Source organism: Streptomyces sp. NPDC005483 (genome assembly GCF_040606035.1).
Lineage (GTDB): Bacteria > Actinomycetota > Actinomycetes > Streptomycetales > Streptomycetaceae > Streptomyces.
Window position 1 is genome coordinate 20,868 of record NZ_JBEXEA010000018.1, and the last position, 21,394, is coordinate 42,261.

Sequence of the window (21,394 nt, forward strand, 5' to 3'; positions counted from 1 at the left end):
AGAAGCCCCTGGGTACCCGGAGCGCACAACCCCACAAAACGGAGGGATCGCCCATGACGCGGGAGAACACGTCGCGGCCGTCGGACCTCGGACCGCTCGAACCCGGCACCAGACAGCGCGCCCAGCTGTCCATCCGGATCGCCGACATCGCGTGGACCGCGCTGAGCGTCGTCGCCGCCCTGTGGGTGATCCTGGCCGCCGTCGACGCCGTGCGCGGCACCGGCTCGTGGGCCTACAGCGCGGTGTCCCTGGTGCTGCTGGCGGTCGGTCTGACGATGCGGTTGCGTGCGGTCCGCCGCCGGGACCGGCTGTGAGGGGAGCGTAAGGAGAAGCGGGCCGCCGGAGGCTCGGTGGACGGTCTCGTCCAGCTGGACCGGAAGCCGCGGTCAGGTCCCGACCGCGCCCGAGGAGCTACGCCAACCGCCAGCACCGCCGACGGCGTCCCATGCGCGCGGCGCTCACCACCGGCGCCCCCGCGGGAGCGTCGACGGTGAGCGCCTGAAGCCACCCCGCGTCAGACCTGGACGATCGGCTCCCTGGTGAACAGTGCCCCCATCGCCGGCGCGTTCACCCGGCGGTCCGTCAGCCTCAGGGCCTCCCAGACGGTGACCTGGTTCGCGGTGAGAACCGGTTTGCCGAGCTCCTTCTCCAGGGCCGGGATGTGGGAGGCCGTGTGGAGGGCCGTGTCCGGAAGGAGCACCGCCTCGGCGTCCGGCGAGTCGGCCTCCCGGGCCAGCGCGAAGACCTCCTCCTCGCCCCAGGTGCCGACCTCCGCGGCGGTGATGATCCCGGCGCCGCGGACCTGGACGGCCTCGACCCCGCCCGCGCGCAGGAACTGAGCGAACAGGGCCGCCACGTCGTCCGGGTAGGTCGCCGCGACCGCCACCCGCCCGGCGCCGATCTCCTTCGCCGCGTGCACGAAGGCGAAGGACGTCGAGGACGCGGGCATGCCGGCCGTACGGGCGAGGGTGCGGACCTGCTCCTGGGCGCCCTCCCAGCCGTGGACGAAGCTGCCGCTGGTGCAGGCCCAGACGACGGACTCGGCGCCCGACATGCGCAGCTCCTCGACGCCCGCGGCGAGCCGCTCGGCGGAGCCCATCTCCAGGAGGGCGTCCACGCGGTGGGCGTCCGTGCCGATGTCGGTGTGGACCACGTCCAGGCGGATGTCGCTGCCCAGGAGCTGTTCGATGCGCGGATAGTCGTCCTCGGCGGAGTGGCCCGGGTAGAGGAATCCGAGTGCGGTCATGTCCAGCCTTCCTGCTGCTGTTCTCCGTCCGGCAGTTCCCGGACTTCCGGCAGACCCGGAATCTCCGGGCGCACGGGACCGGACCTCGCCGCCGGGTCGATCAGCGCCTGGTACGGTCCCACGGCTCGGGTACCCAGTCGGCGCAACGCCGCCCACATGGTCACCTGGTTGGCCGAGATCACCGGTATGCGCAGTTCCGCCTCCAGTTGCGGGATGACGTCGTACGTGGGCAGGTTGGTGCAGCTGATGAACAGCGCCTGGGCGTCGGCCCGTACGGCCTTGTGGGCCATCTCGGAGACCCGGCGGTAGGGCACCTTCCAGATGTGACGGGTCAGGTCCATGTAGGCGCACCCGGTGACGGCGACGCCGGCCTCGGCGACGTACTCCTCGAGGGACCTGGTCACCGACACCGTGTACGGCGTCACCAGGGCCACCCGGCGCACGCCGAGCTCGGTGAGGGCGTCCAGGAGGGCGCCGGACGTGGTCAGGGAGGGGACCGCGCCCGCCCTGGTCATGGCCGCGCACATGGCGCGTTCCCCGGCGATCCCGCCGACGAAGCTGCCCGAGGTGCAGGCGTAGGCGACGACCTCGGGGGCGATGGCGTTGAGCGTGCGCACGGCCTCGTGCAGGGTCTCGTGCTCGCTGACCAGCCGGGCCAGGTCGAGGCTGACCTCGACGGGGACGTACGGGGTGCGGGTCAGATGGAGCGAGATCTCGTCGGGGACCCAGCGCCACAGCTCGCGGTCGAGCGCGAAGTCGAAGGGGGCGACGACACCGACACCGCGCTGAGGGCGCGGACCACCCAGAAAGGAAACGTCCATGGCGAAGACCGGCCTCACGGTGAGAGACGGAGGAGCAGCGGAGCGTGCACAACGCCCGTGTTGACGAAGGTAGGTTCGGGTGCGAGCGTGGTCAATCCGCCCATGTCACGCACACGTAAACACCGGTGTCGACACGGTTGTCTCCTCCCATGTCAGACGCCTGGCAGCCGCCGCGACAATCCGTAGAAACGGTGCCTCCGATGTCCGTCCCCACCCTTCTGGTCCTTGACGCCGACCCCCTGCCGCGCCTCGGGAGACTCACCGGCCGGGCCCGGATCGTGCACACGGACGAGAACACGCTGGCCGAGCGGCTGCCGTCCGCCGACGTGCTGCTGGTCTGGGACTTCACCTCGACCGCGGTGCGGGACGCGTGGCCGGGCGAGGGTCCGCGGCCGCGCTGGGTGCACACGGCGAGCGCGGGCGTGGACCACCTGATGTGTCCCGAACTCGTCGCCTCCGACACGAGGGTGACCAACGCGCGCGGTGTCTTCGACCAGCCGATCGCCGAGTACGTCGCCGCGCTGGTCCTGACGATGGCCAAGGACCTGCCCCGGACGCTGGAGCTGCAGCGGGAGGGCACGTGGCGGCACCGGGAGTCCCAGCGGGTGGCCGGCACACGCGCGTGCGTGGTCGGTTCCGGGCCCATCGGGCGGGCGATCGTGAGCACCCTCAAGGCGCTCGGCATCGTCACCGCCCTGGTCGGCCGCCGCCCGCGCACCGGGATCCACGGCCCCGACGACCTCGACCGGCTGATGGCCCGGGCGGACTGGGTGATCGCGGCCGCCCCGCTCACCGCGGAGACCCACGGCATGTTCGACGCCCGCCGTTTCGGGATGATGCAGCCCTCCGCCCGGTTCATCAACATCGGCCGCGGTCAGCTGGTCGTCGAGGACGCGCTGGTGGAGGCGGTGTCCAAGCGGTGGATCGCCGGTGCCGCCCTGGACGTGTTCGACACCGAACCGCTGCCGTCCCAGAGCCCGTTGTGGCAGGTCCCGGGTCTGATCGTGTCCCCGCACATGAGCGGGGACACCGTCGGCTGGCGCGATGAACTCGGCACGCAGTTCGTGGAGATGTACGAGCGCTGGGCGGCGGGCAGATCACTGACGAACGTGGTCGACAAGCAACGCGGGTACGTACCAGGGCACTGAACGTCGACGGAGGGGCACATATGCGGGACCTCACCGAACTGACCGCCGTACAACTCGTCGAGGGCTACCGCAAGGGCGAGTTCAGCCCCGTGGAGGCGACCCGGGCGGCTCTTGAGCGGGCCGAGCGGATCCAGCCGGAGGTGAACGCCTTCGTGCGCCTGACCGGCGAGGAGGCCCTGGCGCAGGCGAGCGCGTCGGCCGACCGCTGGCGACGCGGGGAGCCGTCCGGCGCGGTGGACGGCGTTCCGGTCACGGTGAAGGACATCCTGCTGACGCGCGGCGCCCCGACACTGAAGGGCTCCAAGACGATTGCCGAGAGCGGCACTTGGGACGAGGACGCCCCGTCCGTGGCCCGACTGCGCGAGCAGGGGGCCGTGTTCCTCGGCAAGACGACCACCCCCGAGTTCGGCTGGAAGGGCGTCACGGACTCACCGCTGTCGGGCGTGACCCGCAATCCGTACGACCCGACGCGCACCGCGGGCGGCTCCAGCGGGGGTGCCGCGGCGGCCGTGGCGCTCGGCGCGGGGGCGCTCGCGCTCGGCACGGACGGCGGGGGCAGTGTCCGTATCCCGGCCGCGTTCTGCGGGATCTTCGCCCTGAAACCGACGTACGGCCGCGTGCCGCTCTACCCGGCGAGCGCCTTCGGCACCCTGGCCCATGTCGGCCCGATGACCCGTGACGCGGCCGACGCGGCGCTGCTGCTCGACGTCATCGGCGTGCCGGACTCCCGCGACTGGTCCGCGCTGGGGCCGGCGGCCGGCCCGTACTCGGCGGTCCTGTCCAGCGGGGTGCGGGGGCTGCGGGTCGCGTTCTCGCCGTCCCTCGGCGGCCAGGTGGCGGTACAGCCCGGGGTCGCGGCGGCGGTCCGCCGTGCCGTGGAGCGCCTGGCCGGACTCGGCGCCTACGTCACCGAGGCCGACCCCGACCTCACCGACCCGGTGGACGCCTTCCACACCCTGTGGTTCAGCGGGGCGGCCCGGGTGACCCAGCATCTTGGGCCCCACCAGCGGGAGTTGCTGGACCCGGGGCTGCGGGAGATCCGCGCCCTCGGTGCCCGCATGAGCGCGCTCGACTACCTGGCCGCGGTGGACGTCCGGATGGAACTCGGGCGCCGGATGGGCCGTTTCCACGACTCCTACGACCTGCTGGTCACCCCGGCCCTGCCGATCACCGCGTTCGAGGCGGGCACGGAGGTCCCGAAGGGCTCGGGGCATCACCGGTGGACGGGGTGGACGCCGTTCACGTATCCCTTCAACATGACGCAGCAGCCGGCGGCGAGCGTGCCCGTCGGCACGGACGGCGACGGGCTGCCGGTGGGACTCCAGATCGTGGCGGCCCGGCACCGGGACGACCTGGTGCTGCGTGCGGCCCACGCCCTGTACGAGGCAGGCGCCGCGGGCCTCCGGCCGCCCTCCCCGGCCCACGCGGGGTGAGCTAGGGCCTGTCGTTTGGATCATCCCGGCGTCGCGGGGGCTGGCACGCCCTCCCCCACTGCCCAAAAGGCGTGGGGGACCCCCAGCGGCGTTGTCGTCGGTCGCCGACTCCCCACTCTCGGCTTTGCTCGACCGGGGGGACACCATTGCGTCGACTCCCTCCTCCGCCTTGCAGCTGCACGCACCAGACCCCGCTCGGGTCGGCTGAAAAGCACCGCACCTCACAGCCGGCCTGATCCGAACGACAGGCCCTGGGCCCGGCTGAAGCGCAGGCTCTCGCCGAGGGCGCCCGAGCGCCAGAGGTCGTTGCAGCCCTCGGCCAGGGCGTCCAGCCCCTCCACCACCTGGCCCCACACGATCCCCGGCACCCAGCCCACGTCGGCGTTCAGGAGCAGGTTGTTGCGTTCGTAGAACAGGGCCAGGTCGACGACGGTCGTGCCCGCGCGGACCTCGCGGTCGTAGCCGTAGGACTTCGTGCCGAGCTCGGTGCCCGCGAAGGAGAAATAGCAGAGATCTCCGGGAATCGGGGTGACTGTCGGATTTTCCAGGGGCGGCTCTGTTTCCGCGAAAGGCGGGAAGAGGGCGTAGATCTCGTTGCGTGCGTACTTCGCGTGATAGACGTCACCGGCGAGCGGGAGGGCGTCCCATACCGCCGCACAGGTGATCGGCGCCCGGTCGTCCAGGAGCTTTGCCCTGGCGGTGATCCCGCGCTTGACCAGCGAGACTTCGATGTAGCGGTCAGCCATGCACTCCATGGTCCCCCGCCGGTCAAGAGGGCCTCGGCGCGAAACGGGGCTCAAATCGATCCGCATAAACCGCATTCGGTCGGGTAGCCGCGCCGCCATGGCTCCACCACTGGAACATGGCGAACACATATCCGGGACCACCCGCCGATCGCTGCTCGCGGGGGTGGCGGCGCTCGGTGCCCTGGGCGCCGCGGGCTGCTCACGCGTGGCCACCGCCTCGACCACAGGCGGCGGTGAACTGCTCGACCGGCTGCGGGCGGCAGGTGTCGTACGGCTGGGAATCGCGGGTGAGATCCCCTTCGGTTACATCGACAAGAACGGCGATCTGACCGGCGAGGCGCCGGAACTCGCGAAGGTCATATTCAAGCGGCTCGGCGTGGACCGGGTGCAGCCCGTGCCCACCGAGTTCGGCTCGCTCATTCCCGGGCTGAATTCTCAGCAGTTCGATGTCGTGGCGGCCGGGATGTATGTCACCCCGGAACGCTGCGAACAGGTGATCTTCGCCGATCCCGACTACCAGATGCTCGATTCCTTCATCGTGCGCAAGGGAAATCCAAAAGGTCTTCACAACTACAAGGACGTCGTCGAGAAGAAGGCGAAGTTCGCCACCGGGACCGGCTACGCGGAGATCGGGTACGCCGTCGAGGCGGGATACAAGGAGAGCGACATCCTGATCGTCCCCGACCAGGTCGCGGGGCTGAACGCGGTGGAGGCGGGGCGCGTCGACGTGTTCGCCGGGACCGCGCTGACCACCCGTGAGGTGGTGAAGAAGTCGGCCAAGGCGGAGGCCACGAAGGCCTTCACCCCGATCGTGGGCGGCAAGCCGCACACCGACGGCGGCGCCTTCGCGTTCCGCCGGACCGAGACGAAGCTGCGGGACGCCTTCAACGCGGAGCTGCGGAAGCTGAAGAAGAGCGGGGAACTGCTCCGGGTCCTCAAGCCCTTCGGGTTCACGCAGGCCGAGATGACGGACCTGACCGCGAAGGAGCTCTGCGGCGGATGACAACCGGACTCTGGGAACTGGTCCTCAAGGGCATCTGGACGACCGTCCAGCTGCTGGTCCTCAGCTCACTGCTCGCCGCCGCGGTGTCCTTCGTGGTCGGCGTCGCGCGCACCCACCGGCTGTGGATCGTCCGCTTCCTCGCGGGCTTCTACACCGAGGTGTTCCGCGGGACCTCGGCGCTGGTGATGATCTTCTGGGTGTTCTTCGTGCTGCCCCCGGCCTTCGGCTGGCAGCTGGTGCCGATGTGGGCGGGCACGCTCGCACTCGGACTGACCTACGGGGCGTACGGCTCCGAGATCGTGCGCGGGGCGCTCAAGGCGGTCGACCCGGCCCAGCAGGAGGGCGGGATCGCGCTGAGCTTCACGCCCTGGCAGCGGCTCAGGCTGATCCTGCTGCCGCAGGCGGTGCCGGAGATGATCCCGCCGTTCTCCAACCTGCTGATCGAACTGCTCAAGGGCACCGCGCTGGTGTCCGTGATGGGCATGGGCGATCTGGCGTTCAGCGGCAACCTGGTGCGGCTCGCGCTCCAGGAGAGCGCCGGGATCTACACGTATCTGCTGCTCATCTACTTCGTGATCGCGTTCCTGCTCACCCGGTTGATGCGCGGGCTCGAGAAGAAGCTCAAGGCGGGGGTCGGCAAGGAACCCACGCGTGAGGTCAAGGTGCCCCAGCCCGTCGGAGGTGGTGTCGGATGACATGGGACTGGAGTGCCGTGAGCGACTTCATGCCGCAGTTCTGGGACGGTCTGCTGGTCACCCTGCAGGCCCTCGCGCTCGGCTCGCTGATCTCCTTCGTCCTCGGGCTGGTCTGGGCGCTGCTGATGCGCGCGCCCTCGCGGTTCGTGCGCTGGCCGGTCGGGGTGGTCACGGAGTTCGTGCGCAACACCCCGCTGCTGGTCCAGCTGTTCTTCCTCTTCTATGTGCTGCCCGAGTGGGGCGTGACCCTCTCGGCGCTGGCCACCGGTGTCATCGGCATCGGCCTGCACTACTCGACGTACACCATGCAGGTCTACCGGGCCGGTATCGAGGCGGTGCCGGCCGGCCAGTGGGAGGCGGCGACGGCGCTGAACCTGCCGCGGGTGCGGACCTGGCAGGTGGTGATCCTGCCGCAGGCGATCCGCCGGGTCGTGCCGGCCCTCGGCAACTACGTGATCTCGATGCTCAAGGACACACCGATGCTGATGGTCATCACGGTGCTGGAGATGCTCGGCCAGGCGCGGCTGTTCGCCCAGGAGCACTTCCAGTTCACCGAGCCGCTGACCGTGATCGGCGTGGCCTTCATCGTCATCTCCTATCTGGCCTCCCTTCTCCTGCGATCCCTGGAGCGACGTCTTGTCCGCTGACACCCCTCTCATGAAGGAACCCGACGCGAACACCAACCCGCCGGTGGACGGCAGCGAGCTGATCCGCTTCGAGGACGTGACCAAGAGGTTCGGGTCGAACACGGTCCTGGACCGGCTGAACTTCTCCGTCGACTCCGGCAAGCACGTGACGCTGATCGGCCCCTCCGGGTCCGGCAAGACCACGATCCTGCGGATGCTGATGACGCTGACCGAGCCCGACGAGGGCACGGTCACCGTCGACGGCGAGAAGCTGTTCCCAGCGCCGGAGAAGCAGCTGCGCGAGGTGCGCAAGAAGATCGGGATGGTCTTCCAGCAGTTCAACCTGTTCCCGAACATGACGGTGCTGCGCAACATCACCGAGGCGCCCGTCACCGTGCTCGGCATGTCCAAGGACGAGGCGGAGGCACGCGCGCGTGAGCTGCTCGACCTGGTGGGACTGGCCGACAAGGCCGACGCCCGGCCGACCCAGCTGTCCGGCGGGCAGCAGCAGCGGGTGGCGATCGCGCGGGCGCTGGCCATGCGGCCGCGGGTGCTGCTGCTCGACGAGGTGACCTCCGCGCTCGACCCGGAGCTGGTCGCCGGCGTCCTCGACGTGCTGCGGGACATCGCCCGCACCACCGACATCACGATGCTCTGTGTGACCCACGAGATGAACTTCGCCCGGGACATCTCCGACCAGGTCCTGATGTTCGACTCCGGCCGCATCATCGAGTCGGGCCCGCCGGAGAAGATCTTCAGCGACCCCGAGCAGGACCGCACCCGGGAATTTCTGAGCGCGGTTCTCTGACCACAAGAAGTGAACAGTGTTCAATCTCCGAGGTCCCGGACCCGGGTCATGTCTCTGGCATATGCCAGAGTGTCGGCGCCCCTGCTGAGAGGGGCCGGCCCGGGGACGGAATCTCGTCAACAGCCGCTCACTACAAGCCTTTTGCCGGTTATCGTGGAGGGGATCGCTGTCTGGATTACGGCCCAGTAGTAGTGCGACCGAGCGAGCGCAGGGGGAACACCGTGGCGCTGAAGCACGAGCCGACCGCGCCGTACCACTCCGCCCAGGACGCACTGCGCGTCCTGGAGACCGTGGCGCGGCACACCGCCGGAGTCACCGACGCCGAACTCACCAGCACCACCGGCCTCGACCCGGAGCGACTGACCGCGCTCCTGAGGATGCTGCGCCGCGAGGGGTATGTCGAGCAGGTCGCCGACGGCGCGTATGTGACGGGGGACGCCCTGACCAGGCTGACCTCCGCGCACGACCGTGACGAGGCGCTGCGCGACAAGCTCCAGCGCACCCTCGACGAACTGCGCGACTCGATCGGCGCGGCCGTCTACATCAGCCGGTACGTCGACGGCGAGGTCACCATCGCCCAGTACGCCGACGGTCCCGCGACCCCGGCGGTCCACGAGTGGGTGGACTTCCGCTCTTCCGCGCACGCCACCGCGCTCGGCAAGAGCCTGCTCAGCCAGCTCGACCACAACGGCCGCCGCGACCATCTCTCCCGGCACCGCATGACCCGCCTCACCTCGCGGACCATCACCAACGACAAACTGCTGCTCTCCCGCCTGGAGACCCAGCCGCCGACGGTCCCCCACCTCGACCTCCAGGAGTACGCGGTGGGCACGGTGTGCGCGGCGGTACCGATCACGGCGGGGTCGCTGGTGGGATGCCTCGCGCTGTCGCTGCCGGTCGAGCAGGCGCATCGGCTGCGCCAGGCGACCGACCGGCTGAACCGGGGGGCGGCGCCGGTACTGCTGTCCCTGGCGATCTAGGAGCGGGGCGGAAGGTCGTCGGTCGGCTGCGGGGCCGTGGGGGCTGGTCGCGCCCGCGCGGCGGAGCCGTACATCGACACCGCCCCGCGCCCTGGGCCGGCTCACTCGCCCGTGGTCAGAAGCACCCCCTCCGACCGGGTAGTATTTTCTCTGTCGCCAGCCGCCGAAGGCGGAGGGCGAGAGTCATGCGCCGCTAGCTCAGTTGGTTAGAGCAGCTGACTCTTAATCAGCGGGTCCGGGGTTCGAGTCCCTGGCGGCGCACCGGTGAAGGGCCTCTCGTGGGAGCGAGGGGCCCTTCGGCGTTTCCGGGTAGTGGTCGGGGTTGTCCCCTGAGCTCGCAGCATCAGCAGGTTCGGGGGTCAAGTCGCTGGCCCTGGTGGGGAGCGAGGGGGTCCTCGGTGGCCTCCCGACCCAGCCTGCGGTACGTCTTCTCCCCCGGTGGCCGCCACCACACCGGGTCCGCGCACCGCACGCCCTCCTTTCTGAGCCGGGCCCGCTGGATCTTGTTCGTCGCCGTGACCGGCATCCGGTCCACCACCCTCACGAACCGGGGTGACATCTTCGTGCCGAGGTCGGGCTGGGCGGCGAGGAAGTCGGCGAAGGTCTCCGGGTCGAAGGTCCCCGCGATCGTCGCCATCACCTGGTCCCCGGTCACCGGATCCGGCACCGCGTACACGGCGACGGCCACCGCCCCCTCGTAGCGCGCGAGGATGTTCTCGATCATCGCCGCGGCCAGGTTCTCGCTGTCGACGCGGAGCCGGTCGTCGGTACGGCCGGCGAAGTAGAGGTGGCCGCCGGCGTCCCGGTAGAAGAGGTCACCGGTCCAGTACCAGCCGTCCCGGCGCCGCTCGGCCTCCGCCTCGGGGTTGCGCCAGTACCCCTCGAAGGGGTTCGGGGCCCTGTTCACCAGCTCCCCTATCGCCTCGTCCCCGTTCAGCAGCCGCCCGGCCGCGTCGAAACGCGCGGGCGGACACTCCTGACCCGTCTCCTGATCGAGTACGACGAGCCCGGGCCCCGCCCGACCGACCGCGCCCTCCGGAGTCCCCGGCGCCCACTGGATCGCCGCGCCACCCTCGGAGGACCCGTACCCCTCCACCAGCCGCACCCCGAACCGCCGCTCGAAGGCCGCCGCGTCCACCGCCCCCGCCTCCGTGCCGAAGCCGAGCCGCAGCGGGTTGTCCCGGTCGTCCTCACGCGCCTCCGTGGCCAGGACGTACTGGATCGCCCGGCCGACATAGGTGAAGTACGTCGCCCCGTACGCGCGCACGTCCGCCAGGAACCCCGAGGCCGAGAACCGCCGCCGGAGCGCGACCCCGGCCCCGCTCGCCAGCGCGGGCGCCCAGTCGGCGATCACCGCGTTGCCGTGGAACATCGGCATGCAGACGTAGTGCACGCCGTCGGGGCCCAGCCGGAACTGGTCGGCCAGTGAGCGCCCGGCGGCGGCCAGCCGGCCCTGGGAGCAGAGCGCGGCCTTGGGGGCGCCGGTCGAGCCGGAGGTGAAGTAGAGGAGCAGCCGGTCGTCGGGGGCGGCGCGGGAGGCGTCCGGTTCGGCGCCGGCGTAGGGCGCGAGCAGGGTGTCGTACTCCTCGGTGCCGGTCACCAGCAGGCGGACGCCGGGGAGGTCGAGGCCGCGCAGCAACGGCAGGTGGGCCGCCTCGGTGATCAGCACACGGCATTCGGTGTGCAGGATGTCGCGGGCCAGTTCGGGGCCCCGGCGGGTGGGGTTGACCCCGGCGACGGCCACGCGGGCGAGGGCGGCGGCGCTCAACCACAGGGGGTACTCGGGTGTGTTGTCGAGCAGCAGACCGATGTGGGCCCCGGCGCCCGGCAGCAGGTCGGTGAGCAGTGCCGCCCGGGCGGCTGCGCCCGCCGCCACCTCGTGGTGGGTGAGCGAGCGCCCCTCGAACCACAGCCCGGGCCGGTGGTCGCCCCACCGTCCGGCGACGAGCTCCGCGACCGTACGCCTCCTGGAGTCCATGGAGGCGTACGGTAGTTGACGTACCGTCAGATGTGGAGGGTCCTAGTAGGACTCCGTTACGTCTGTCTGTCGGTCCTGTTTGAGGGAACGCTGAGGGTGTGGACGCACATGAAGTGGGCCGGGCTCGGGCGACGTTGGCGTTATTCGTGGCTGATGTGTTCGCCTCGGTGCCACGGAAGGATCAGCGGGCCAAGAGCGACTGCTATCTGCGGGGACTGATGCTGGATGGCCGCCGCAAGTCCGTTCAGGCCATGGCGGAGCGGTTGCCGGACGGCAACGAGCAGAACCTGCAGCAGTTCGTGAACCAGTCGACGTGGGATCCGCTGCCAGTACGGCGGCGAATCGCGCAGCGGATGGTGTCCCGGGTCGGCCCGGATGCCTGGGCGGTCGATGACGTGTCGTTCCCCAAGGACGGGAAGATGTCGGTGGCGGTCGCCCACCAGTACTGCGGAGCCTTGGGCAAGCAGGCCAACTGCCAGGTCGCGGTGAGCGTGCACGCGGTCACCGATGCCGCGTCCTGTCCGCTGCAGTGGCGCCTGTTCGTGCCTAAGGAGTGGGCGGACGATCCAGCCCGCCGGTGCAAGACCGGGATGCCCGACGAGGTCGGGCACCGGGAGAAGTGGCGCCTGGCTCTGGACACCATCGATGAGCTGGCCGGATGGGGCCTGGTGCCTCCGGTGGTGGTGGCCGACGCCGGCTACGGGCAGAACGCCGACTTCCGCGACGGACTGGAACAGCGCAGCATCGACTACGTGGTGGCGATCCGCTCGGATGTGACCGTCCACCCGCATGATGTGCTGCCCACGGCCCCCGCGTGGTCGGGCACCGGCCGCAAGCCGCAGCCCCGCTACCGCGACAAGCCGTCCCCGGTGGCCGCGCTGGTGGCGGGCCAGGGGCGGCGGGCGTTCACCGAGGTGACCTGGCGGGAAGGCTCCCGCGGACCGATGCGCTCACGCTTCCTGGCGCTGCGGGTGCGGCCGGCCGGGGTCAAATCCCGACGCCTCGCCCAGGCCGCCGCCACCGACCCAGGCAGCTGGGACGGCGTCCTGCCCGAGGTCACACTGCTGGTCGAATGGCCCGCCAGCGCCGAAACACCCACCGACTACTGGCTGTCCAACCTGCCCGACACCCTCTCCCTCGCCGAAATGGTCCGCCTCGCGAAGATCCGCTGGCGCATCGAGCACGACTACCGCGAACTCAAACACGGCCTCGGCCTGGACCACTTCGAGGGACGCTCCTGGACCGGATGGCACCACCACGTCACCCTCGTCACCGCCGCCCACGCCTTCCTCACCGAACAGCGCCTGGCCCCAAAAGCCGATACACCGGACTCACCCTCTACCAGATCCTCGACACCATCCAGGACCTGCTGAACTGCTGGACCGGCACCTGCACCACCTGCCACCGCCCCCTGCCCAGAACACCGGCCACCAGCCAGAACCCAAGAGCCAGAGCAACCTAACGGAGTCCTACTAGGACATCGCGGTGAGGGCGACCATGAAGACCGCGCAGACGAGCACGACCACGCCGGCCATGGCGATCACCGCGCAGGCGGCGCACCCGTGCCCGCCACGGCCGGGGCGGGCCGTCGCCACGACGTCCGGGCCGTCGGCGTAGTGGACGGTGACGATGTCGCCCTCGAGCGTCGTCCCCGGACCGCCCTCCTCCTCGAAACGCACGACCCGGCCCTCGCGGGTCCTGAACTCGTACACATGACGCAGGCTCGTGTACACCCGGGTGTCACCGCCCCCGTGCGCCGTCGCGTACACCCGCAGGCACCGCGCTTCGGCCGTCAGCCCGCTCCTCCAGGCACTGCGCGTCCGGTGCCAGCGCCGCACCACGAGGTACGCGCCGAACAGGGCCACGGCCATGATCTGGACGGGAATGACGTAGAAGAAGGCGTCCATGGCAGATCCCCCGAGGTCAGGCACCGATCGCGTGATCGTGTGGGGGAACCTACCCCGGGGGAAGCCTGGACTGTCTCAAGCAATGCTCAGAACGTGACGTCCGAGCAGGCGTAGAACGCGTTCGCCGTGTCGGCGATCGTCCACACCGCGACGATCACATGCCGTCCGCTGAGCCCGGACGGCAGGGTGCCGCTGTGCGAGAGGGTCGAGGGGGGCCGCTGACCGTTGTAGGGGACGGTCAGGAACGGCGTGAGGTTGAGGTCGGAGCGGGCCAGGTTGTGGTTCTGGTTCCAGCCCGCCTTGGTGACGTAGTACTTGAAGTCGGTCGTAGCGTGCATGGCGGTGAACTGCCAGCGGAAGGTGTAGCTCTGGCCGCCCGTCACCTTCGTGGCCGGCCAGGAGGCGCCCGACGGGGTCCGCGGCGCGCTGAGCTGGCTGAAGCGGCTCACGCCGCCGTTGCATATCTGGCCGTCGGCGGGTCCGCCGGCCGGGAAGCCCTTGGGGCCCTCGACGCTCTGCGGCTCCCACTGGATGTCGCCGCAGTTCGTCACGGTGCCGTTCTGGCAGAGCTTCTGCCTGCTGATGGGGAGGTCGGTGTAGCCGTGGCCGCTGGCACCCCCGGTGGAGAGGACCAGGGTGCCGGCGGTGGTGAGTCCGAGTGCGGTGGCGTACCACTTGGCCTTTCTGCGCATGCTGCTGCTCCTGGGAACGTGGGGGAAGTTCAGTGAGCTTGCAGGTCTAGACCAAGTGCCAGGTTATTACCGCTACTTGAACATGTCCATACCAATCACGAGCCCGCTTCCTGCCGTCCGGCGCAGAACGCCACCGTCAGGTCCTTCACCAGCGCCTTGCGTTCGTAGTCGTCCAGTTCCACCAGGCCCCGCATGGTCAGCCGGGTCACGGTGTCCTCCACCGAGTCCACGACCGAGGTCAGCACGGTGGCCCGGTGCTGGGCGTCCAGCGCGGCGATCCGGCGCCGGTGCATCGCGGCGGCCACCTCGGGGGCGTACTCGACGCGCAGCGGCTGGACCGAGAACACCTCGACGCCGACCGGCGCGGTCTCCGCGGCCACCAGCCGGGTCAGCGCCTCCCCCGCCGCGTCGGCCGAGCCGCGGCCGGAGCCTGGCGCCTCCACCGGCACCCGGGCGAGCGCGGCCTCCACGCACTCGCGCAGGTACGTCTCGTGGTCGTCGACGCCGAGCGTGGCCCGCGCGGTGTCTCGCACCCGCCACACCACCAGGACGACGACCCTCAGCGCGACCCCGCTCGCGTCGGCGGCCGGCATCGGCTCGCCGCGCCAGTGCCGCAGCCGTACGTCGACCCGGCGGCGCAGCAGCAGCGGGTTGACCCACATCAGGCCGGTGCGCCGGACGGTCCCCCGGTAGCGGCCGAACAGCCCGAGCACCCAGGCGCGGCCGGTGCGGCCGCGGGCCAGTCCGCCGAACCCGAACAGACCGAGGGCACCGGCTCCGGCGTACGCCGCCCACTGCGCCGGACCGAGGCCCGCGCCCGGGGACGCCGGGACCCTGAACGCCGCCAGGACGAGCGGCGGCACCAGGCCGGCCCACCACGAGGTGGCCGCGCACCCGGCCAGTCCGCAGGCGCCGGCGAGGACGCCCGCCGAGCCCGGCAGCACCCGCGCGGGGCGCTCGGCCAGCTCGGGGTCGACGTCGGGGGCCGGACGCGGGGTCACCTGGGCGGGCCTGCGCAGGCGGGGCTGTTCCCCGGTGCCCTGCCGACGGGCCACCACCGCGGGCTTCAGCGGTACCGCGACCGGGTCCGGGTCGTCGCGGAAGAGCAGATGGACGGGGATCTCGGTGGTCGCCTCGTTCTGGATGAGCCGGGCGGACCTGGACGGGCCCTCGGACTCGGGGGTGTGTGAAGTGGTCGTGCTCATGTGTGTCTCCAGCCTCCGCGCCAGATGTCACAGGTGGTCCAGACGTCACGAGTGGTCCAGGTGTCACGGGCGGTCACGAGAAGAGCCGCCGCCAGGTCTCCGGCCCCGGGTAGCCGTCCGCCGCGCCGCCCCGCCAGCCCTGGGCGCGCTGGAAGGCCTCGACGCCCCGCCGGTCAGGCTCGCCCCAGCGCGGCCCCGGCCCGGTCGTGTAGTACTTGCCGAACCCTTTCTTCACCAGCTGCCTGCCGAGCCGGGTGACGTACTCGTTGGTCGCGCCGGGTCGGAACATCGCGCGCCCCGGGTAACCGGGGACGCCGTGCGAGGAGGGCGCCGTCGGGCCCGCCGCCCCCGTCTGCCCGCCTGCCGGCGCGATGTCCCTGCCCTTGCCGGTCACCAGCAGCGTCCAGGTCTGCGCCCCGGGCAGCCCGTCCGCGCCCTCGCCCTGCCAGCCCTGCGCCTGCTGGAACGCCTGGGTGGCCCTGCGGTCCGTGTCCGTCCAGCGGGGGCCGGGACCGGAGGTGTAGTAGCGCCCGGCGCCGCGCTTGACGAGCATGCGGCCGAGCTGGGTGACGTACTTGTTGTTGGCCCCGGGACCGACGTAGGCGGATCCGGGGTAGGCCGTCACGTCCGGGGCCGCCGGCTTGGCGGTGTCCGGTTCGGTGGTGACGGGCTCCGCACCGCCCGCGGGGGCCGCGAGTCCCTTGTACCGGTAGGCGACGTACCGGTCCGAGTTGCTCCAGTAGGCGTACGGGGTGGCCTGCTTGCGGGCGTGCGGGCGGATCTCCTCGTAGGCGAGGTAGTAGGTGTGCGTGTAGTCCGTCCAGCCGCCGAAGATGACGACGTGGGAACCCTGCTCGGGGTTGTCGGGGTTGTGGAAGAGCAGGATGTCACCGGGCTGGAGGTCGTCCTTGGCGATCCTGATCCCGTACTGGCCGAGACTGCCGGTCCACTCGTTGCCCGGCAGGTTCCAGGCCATGGACACGAAGCCCGAGCAGTCCTGCCGGTAGCCGTCGTCCCAGTACGCCGACATGCTGTACGGCACCTTCGCGGCGACCCACTCTTTGGCCCGCCGGATGATGTCGGCGCGGGTGGTGGTCGGTGCCTTGACGGCCCCTGGTCTGCCGCCGGGGCCGTGCAGCGGGGCCTTGTGGCCCTGCGGGGTGCCGGGCTCGTCGCCCACGGGGGCACCCGGACGGGCCGGGACGTGGGAGGCGGCGAAGGCGGGGGCCGCGTGGAACGCGCCGAAGACGGTGGAGGCCGCGGCGGCGAGGATCACGGCCCGGGTGGCGGCGTGGTGGCCGCCGGTCGATCGAGGGAGGACGCGCCGCCAGTGGACGCAACCGGGGCAGTCGCAGTCGCTCGCGGGATCGATTTCCTCGAATACCGGAGTCTCCATGCGACGCCCCTCACACTCCAGGTGAAAATGTCCGCAACTGTGCACATTCGTCAGTTTCTCAACTGTCGCCCCGACGCGCATGCTGACGGTCCGAATGATGTACGGCACCCCCGGGAGCGGTCCTGAGCACCCTCCCGCTTCGGGTAAAGTTGCGCAGGTCAGCAAGCGCCGCTAGCTCAGTTGGTTAGAGCAGCTGACTCTTAATCAGCGGGTCCGGGGTTCGAGTCCCTGGCGGCGCACAGACCATGACGGGCCTCCCGCGAAAGCGGGGGGCCCGCCATGTTTGGCATGAACGACACTCCGGCAGATCGGGGTGACGAGGGTTCAGGGCCTCCCGCGAAAGCAGGGGGCCCGCCATGTTTCCCTGGCGGGCCGTACCGGCACGGAAGGACCCTCGCTCAGGCGCAGGGGCTGCTTGCGTGTCAGGCGCCACAATAAACGCGTATGACCGGTAAACACCGCGTTTCGCATCTTGCGATCATGATGAGCACCGTAGAACCCTGGCTTTCAAGATGCTGCGTATAAGCGGCACTTGGGGGGCAAGGAGCCGGTTGCCGGTGTTGCGGGGAAAGGGGCCCCGCTTCGGAGGACGCCGAGGGGGGCGTCTGCAACCGGAAGGTCGCTGTTACCTGTCTAGTGTTGTGAAGATTGTGGTGACTGCGGCCCACCACTGATACGTCTGTGAAGGTCGAGGGGGACCAGAGCAGCCGTAAGGAAACGACGACACGCGGCTCGTCCGCGTGTGGGGGGATGACTCATGACGTCGACGCCGACGGGCGCCCGGCAGAACTTCGACCCGTCCGACACCACACAGCTCAGGCTGCCTTCGCATCGCACCGGCACGCTGGGCCGGATAAAGAAGACCCTTCCGAAGTACGACTACGAGCACTACAGCAGACTGGCCGGTCCCCTCACCCAACCCGACCCGGGCCGGCCCTACAAGGTGCAGTACCGCTCGCTGATCTCGCAGGAGCCGCACCGCATCCGGGTCGCCCTGATGCTCACCGCGGCCCCACTCCTCTCGCTGGTGCTGCTGGCCTGGCTGCTCCAGCCCGAGCACTGGACCGAGCGGGACTACCCGGCCTTCTCGTGGCTGCCGGCCCTGGACATCGTCATGCTCGTCTCGATCGGCCTGATCGAGTTCTTCCGCTGCATGAACGTCCTGTCCAACGCACACGCCACCCTGGTCGCCCGCGACCCGATCCCGGTGGTGCCCGAGACCGGCACCAGAGTCGCCTTCCTCACCTCCTTCGTGCCCGGCAAGGAGCCTCTGGAGATGGTGACGAGGACACTGGAAGCCGCGGTGCGGATCCGCCACCGCGGCCTCATGCACGTCTGGCTCCTGGACGAGGGCGACGACCCGGCGGTCAAGGAGGTGTGCGCCCGCCTCGGCGTGCACCACTTCTCCCGCAAGGGCATCGAGAAGTGGAACCGGCCCAAGGGCCCGCACCGCGCCAAGACCAAGCACGGCAACTACAACGCCTGGCTCGACGCCCACGGCGACGAGTACGACTTCTTCGCCTCCGTGGACACCGACCACGTGCCGCTGCCCAACTACCTGGAGCGGATGCTCGGCTTCTTCCGCGACCCGGACGTCGGCTTCGTGATCGGCCCGCAGGTCTACGGCAACTACGACAACTTCGTCACCAAGGCCGCCGAGTCCCAGCAGTTCCTCTTCCACGCGCTCATCCAGCGCGCCGGCAACAAGTACGGCGCCCCGATGTTCGTGGGCACCTCCAACGCCGTACGGATCAAGGCGCTGAAGCAGGTCGGCGGGCTGTACGACTCGATCACCGAGGACATGGCGACCGGCTTCGAGATCCACCGCCACAAGAACCCGGCCACGGGGAGGAAGTGGCGCTCGGTCTACACGCCGGATGTCCTCGCCGTCGGTGAGGGTCCCAGTGCCTGGACCGACTTCTTCACCCAGCAGATGCGCTGGTCGCGCGGGACGTACGAGACGATCCTCAAGCAGTACTGGAAGGGCTGGTACTCGCTGCCGCCGAGCAAGCTCTTCAACTACACGATGATGATCATCTTCTATCCGATGTCCGCCCTCAACTGGATCCTCGCGGCCATGAGTTGCGCGCTGTTCCTGGGCCTGGGCGCCTCGGGTGTGAACATCGACCCGACCGTGTGGCTGATGCTCTACGGCAACGCCTCCGCGCTCCAGATCGGCCTGTACATCTGGAACCGCCGGCACAACGTCTCCCCGCACGAGCCCGAGGGATCCGGCGGTGTCGCGGGCATGGTGATGTCGGCGCTGTCCGCCCCGCTGTACGCGAAGGCCCTGGTCGACTCGCTGCTGCGGCGCAAGAGCAAGTTCGTGGTGACGCCGAAGGGCGACTCGGCGAGCCCCGACCGGTGGTTCGCGACCTTCCGCTACCACTGGTACTTCATCGCGATCTTCGGTGGCTCGATCGGTGCCGGTATCGCCCTCGGGCACTCGCACCCCGCGATGATCACCTGGGCGACCTTCGCCATGCTGATCACCGCGACACCGATCTTCACCTGGCGGCACATGCTGCGCCAGGCGAAGAAGAGGCCCGCCGCGGCCGCCGAGGCGCCCCACGGACCGGCGATCCCGGCTCAGTACCAGCCGCAACCGCTGCCGGCCCAGCACACCCCGGCCCACAAGCCGACCTGGGCCGACTCGAACACGCGTGACGAGGGCGGCGACCAGACCATGCAGATCGCCCTCGGTGGACTTGGGGGACGTAAGGAATGAACGACCGTGCAGGCCGCCGCCGCGCCCGTCGACTCGCGATCGGTACGGCGGTGGTGCTCGCGCTGGCCGGGATGAACGGCCCGTGGCTGTACCGCTTCGGGACGGCGAAATACCACCAGTACCAGATCAACAAACCCGAGTACAAAGCCGAGAACGGCAAGTGGGAGATCGTCCAGTTCCCCGAGAAGTACCGGCAGAACACCATCCACGCGGCGCTCCTGCGCACCGGGAAGGTGCTGCTGGTGGCGGGTTCGGGCAACAACCAGGACAACTTCGACGCGAAGAGGTTCGACACCCGGATCTGGGACCCGGTCAAGGGCACGATCAAGAAGGTGCCGACGCCCAAGGACCTGTTCTGCACGGGGCACACCCAGTTGGCGAACGGCAATCTGCTGATCGCCGGTGGCACCAAGCGGTACGAGAAGCTCAAGGGTGACGTCACCAAGGCCGGCGGCCTGATGATCGTCCACAACGAGAACCCGGACCGGCCGATCACCCTGCCGGCGGGCACCAAGTTCACCGGCAAGGAGAACGGCAGGACGTTCGTGTCCAGGGACCCGGTCGTCGTCGAGCGGGCCACGAAGGTCTTCGACAAGGCGACGGGGAAGTTCCTGCGCAACGACCCCGGGCTCGGGCGTATCTACGTCGAGGCGCAGAAGAGCGGCGCCAAGTACGAGACCGGTACGCAGGACAACTACCGGATCCAGGGTCTGACCGGGACGGACGCGCGCAACACCTACGGCATCGCGCAGAAGCTCGCGCTCGACAAGAAGGACTTCCAGGGAATCCGGGACGCCTTCGAGTTCGATCCGGTCGCCGAGAAGTACATCAAGGTCGACCCGATGAACGAGGCCCGCTGGTATCCGACGCTCACGACCCTGAGCGACGGGAAGGTCCTCAGTGTCTCCGGGCTCGACGACATCGGGCAGCTGGTGCCGGGCAAGAACGAGGTCTTCGACCCGAAGACCAAGAAGTGGACGTACCTGTCGAAGGTCCGTCAGTTCCCGACCTACCCGGCGCTGTTCCTCCTGCAGAACGGCAAGGTCTTCTACTCGGGGTCCAACGCCGGGTACGGGCCGGACAACGTGGGGCGCGATCCGGGCATCTGGGACGTGGACAGCAACAAGTTCACGAAGGTCCACGGTCTCAGCGACGCGAAGGAGATGGAGACCTCCGGGACCGTGCTGCTGCCTCCGGCACAGGACGAGAAGTTCATGGTGATCGGGGGCGGCGGGGTCGGCGAGTCCAAGCTGTCCAGCAACAGGACGCGGATCGTGGACATGAAGGCGGACAGCCCAAAGTTCGTGGACGGTCCGACGCTGGAGAAGGGGACGCGGTATCCGCAGGCGTCGATCCTTCCCGACGACTCGGTGCTGGTGTCCGGGGGGTCGGAGGACTATCGCGGGCGCGGTGACTCCAACATCCTTCAGGCCCGGCTGTATCACCCGGACAGGAACACGTTCGAGTCGGTGGCCGATCCCTTGGTGGGGCGCAACTACCACTCCGGGTCGCTGCTGCTGCCGGACGGGCGGGTGATGTTCTTCGGGTCGGACTCGCTGTACGGGGACAAGGCGAACACCAAGCCGGGTGTCTTCGAGCAGCGGATCGAGATCTACACGCCGCCTTATCTGTACCGGGATTCCCGGCCTTCGCTGTCCGGGGGGCCGCAGACGATCGCCCGGGGTTCGTCCGGGACGTTCACCTCTCCGCAGGCTTCTGTGATCAAGAAGGTGCGGTTGATCCGGCCCAGTGCGTCGACTCATGTGACCGATGTGGATCAGCGGTCCATCGAGCTGAAGTTCACGGTGTCCGGGGACAAGGTGAAGGTGACGGTGCCGGAGAACAAGAACCTGGTGCAGTCGGGGTGGTACATGCTGTTCGTCGATGACGATCAGGGGACGCCGTCGAAGGCACAGTGGGTTCGGGTGCCGTAATGCCAAAGACGCTCCCGCACCTTTGATTTCGGGTGCGGGAGCGTTTTG

Annotated in this window: 19 protein-coding genes and 2 tRNA genes; 13 read left to right on the plus strand and 8 right to left on the minus strand. The window is 69.7% G+C overall.

All coding sequences use genetic code 11. The annotated features are described in order from the left end of the window. The first annotated feature begins 53 nt into the window (after window positions 1-53). Window positions 54-314 (plus strand): hypothetical protein, encoded by a 261-nt coding sequence (locus ABZT06_RS30710; protein WP_355748059.1) that lies wholly within the window; start codon window positions 54-56, stop codon window positions 312-314. A 200-nt stretch (window positions 315-514) separates the two neighbouring features. On the opposite strand, the gene ABZT06_RS30715 is transcribed toward ABZT06_RS30710, so the two are convergent. Together ABZT06_RS30715 and ABZT06_RS30720 are read right to left on the minus strand one after the other, a co-directional pair. Beyond that, window positions 515-1,246 carry a decarboxylase gene (locus ABZT06_RS30715; protein WP_355748061.1) on the minus strand — a complete coding sequence of 244 codons (732 nt, stop codon included), beginning with the start codon at window positions 1,244-1,246 and terminating at the stop codon, window positions 515-517. Continuing rightward, window positions 1,243-2,067, minus strand: coding sequence for an aspartate/glutamate racemase family protein (locus ABZT06_RS30720; RefSeq protein WP_355748063.1), 825 nt, complete (start codon window positions 2,065-2,067; stop codon window positions 1,243-1,245). Before ABZT06_RS30720 ends, ABZT06_RS30715 begins: the two co-directional genes overlap by 4 nt. A 200-nt stretch (window positions 2,068-2,267) precedes the next feature. Here ABZT06_RS30720 and ABZT06_RS30725 point away from each other — a divergent pair, with 200 nt between their 5' ends. After that, window positions 2,268-3,215: a D-2-hydroxyacid dehydrogenase gene (locus ABZT06_RS30725; protein ID WP_355748067.1), complete on the plus strand. Its 948-nt coding sequence runs from the start codon at window positions 2,268-2,270 to the stop codon at window positions 3,213-3,215. A 20-nt stretch (window positions 3,216-3,235) separates the two neighbouring features. Continuing rightward, window positions 3,236-4,648 (plus strand): amidase, encoded by a 1,413-nt coding sequence (locus ABZT06_RS30730; RefSeq protein ID WP_355748070.1) that lies wholly within the window; start codon window positions 3,236-3,238, stop codon window positions 4,646-4,648. A 221-nt stretch (window positions 4,649-4,869) separates the two neighbouring features. Here ABZT06_RS30730 and ABZT06_RS30735 read toward each other — a convergent pair whose 3' ends face one another. Beyond that, a complete protein-coding gene (locus ABZT06_RS30735) occupies window positions 4,870-5,394 on the minus strand; it encodes a DUF3830 family protein (protein WP_355748073.1) in 525 nt (174 codons plus the stop codon). Window positions 5,395-5,491: 97 nt separating this feature from the next. On the opposite strand from ABZT06_RS30735, the gene ehuB reads away from it, so the two are divergent. The 6 genes from ehuB to ABZT06_RS30765 all read left to right on the plus strand — a co-directional run bounded on the left by ehuB (window position 5,492) and on the right by ABZT06_RS30765 (window position 9,767). Continuing rightward, window positions 5,492-6,397: an ectoine/hydroxyectoine ABC transporter substrate-binding protein EhuB gene (gene ehuB, locus ABZT06_RS30740; protein WP_355748076.1), complete on the plus strand. Its 906-nt coding sequence runs from the start codon at window positions 5,492-5,494 to the stop codon at window positions 6,395-6,397. Next, window positions 6,394-7,092, plus strand: coding sequence for an ectoine/hydroxyectoine ABC transporter permease subunit EhuC (gene ehuC / locus ABZT06_RS30745; RefSeq protein ID WP_355748079.1), 699 nt, complete (start codon window positions 6,394-6,396; stop codon window positions 7,090-7,092). The genes ehuB and ehuC overlap by 4 nt, the downstream gene beginning before the upstream one ends. Beyond that, a complete protein-coding gene (gene ehuD / locus ABZT06_RS30750; protein WP_355748082.1) occupies window positions 7,089-7,739 on the plus strand; it encodes an ectoine/hydroxyectoine ABC transporter permease subunit EhuD in 651 nt (216 codons plus the stop codon). Before ehuC ends, ehuD begins: the two co-directional genes overlap by 4 nt. Before the next feature lie 10 nt (window positions 7,740-7,749). After that, the gene (gene ehuA, locus ABZT06_RS30755; RefSeq protein ID WP_355748085.1) at window positions 7,750-8,526 is read left to right on the plus strand and encodes an ectoine/hydroxyectoine ABC transporter ATP-binding protein EhuA; all 777 of its coding nucleotides are present in this window, start codon (window positions 7,750-7,752) and stop codon (window positions 8,524-8,526) included. A gap of 221 nt (window positions 8,527-8,747) precedes the next feature. Beyond that, window positions 8,748-9,506 carry an IclR family transcriptional regulator C-terminal domain-containing protein gene (locus tag ABZT06_RS30760; protein WP_355748088.1) on the plus strand — a complete coding sequence of 253 codons (759 nt, stop codon included), beginning with the start codon at window positions 8,748-8,750 and terminating at the stop codon, window positions 9,504-9,506. A gap of 187 nt (window positions 9,507-9,693) precedes the next feature. After that, window positions 9,694-9,767, plus strand: a tRNA-Lys gene (locus ABZT06_RS30765). A gap of 82 nt (window positions 9,768-9,849) precedes the next feature. Here the strand turns inward: ABZT06_RS30765 and ABZT06_RS30770 are convergent. Next, on the minus strand, window positions 9,850-11,484 hold the full coding sequence (locus ABZT06_RS30770) for a long-chain-fatty-acid--CoA ligase (protein ID WP_355748091.1): 1,635 nt from the start codon (window positions 11,482-11,484) through the stop codon (window positions 9,850-9,852). 98 nt (window positions 11,485-11,582) lie between these two features. On the opposite strand from ABZT06_RS30770, the gene ABZT06_RS30775 reads away from it, so the two are divergent. Beyond that, on the plus strand, window positions 11,583-12,857 hold the full coding sequence (locus tag ABZT06_RS30775) for an IS701 family transposase (RefSeq protein WP_355748094.1): 1,275 nt from the start codon (window positions 11,583-11,585) through the stop codon (window positions 12,855-12,857). A 99-nt stretch (window positions 12,858-12,956) separates the two neighbouring features. On the opposite strand, the gene ABZT06_RS30780 is transcribed toward ABZT06_RS30775, so the two are convergent. From ABZT06_RS30780 to ABZT06_RS30795, 4 genes are all read right to left on the minus strand, one after another. Next, window positions 12,957-13,391, minus strand: coding sequence for a hypothetical protein (locus tag ABZT06_RS30780; protein ID WP_355748097.1), 435 nt, complete (start codon window positions 13,389-13,391; stop codon window positions 12,957-12,959). Between the two features lie 86 nt (window positions 13,392-13,477). Then, window positions 13,478-14,083, minus strand: coding sequence for a lytic polysaccharide monooxygenase (locus tag ABZT06_RS30785; RefSeq protein WP_355748100.1), 606 nt, complete (start codon window positions 14,081-14,083; stop codon window positions 13,478-13,480). 95 nt (window positions 14,084-14,178) lie between these two features. Continuing rightward, entirely contained in the window at window positions 14,179-15,288 is a 1,110-nt protein-coding gene (locus ABZT06_RS30790) for an SPFH domain-containing protein (protein ID WP_355748102.1), read from the minus strand. A gap of 73 nt (window positions 15,289-15,361) precedes the next feature. After that, window positions 15,362-16,684 carry a peptidoglycan-binding protein gene (locus ABZT06_RS30795; RefSeq protein WP_355748105.1) on the minus strand — a complete coding sequence of 441 codons (1,323 nt, stop codon included), beginning with the start codon at window positions 16,682-16,684 and terminating at the stop codon, window positions 15,362-15,364. Window positions 16,685-16,849: 165 nt separating this feature from the next. Here ABZT06_RS30795 and ABZT06_RS30800 point away from each other — a divergent pair. From ABZT06_RS30800 to ABZT06_RS30810, 3 genes are all read left to right on the plus strand, one after another. Then, window positions 16,850-16,923, plus strand: a tRNA-Lys gene (locus tag ABZT06_RS30800). A gap of 518 nt (window positions 16,924-17,441) precedes the next feature. Beyond that, entirely contained in the window at window positions 17,442-19,412 is a 1,971-nt protein-coding gene (locus ABZT06_RS30805) for a glycosyltransferase family 2 protein (RefSeq protein WP_355748108.1), read from the plus strand. After that, window positions 19,409-21,346 (plus strand): kelch motif-containing protein, encoded by a 1,938-nt coding sequence (locus tag ABZT06_RS30810; protein ID WP_355748111.1) that lies wholly within the window; start codon window positions 19,409-19,411, stop codon window positions 21,344-21,346. Before ABZT06_RS30805 ends, ABZT06_RS30810 begins: the two co-directional genes overlap by 4 nt. The last annotated feature ends 48 nt before the right edge of the window (window positions 21,347-21,394 follow it).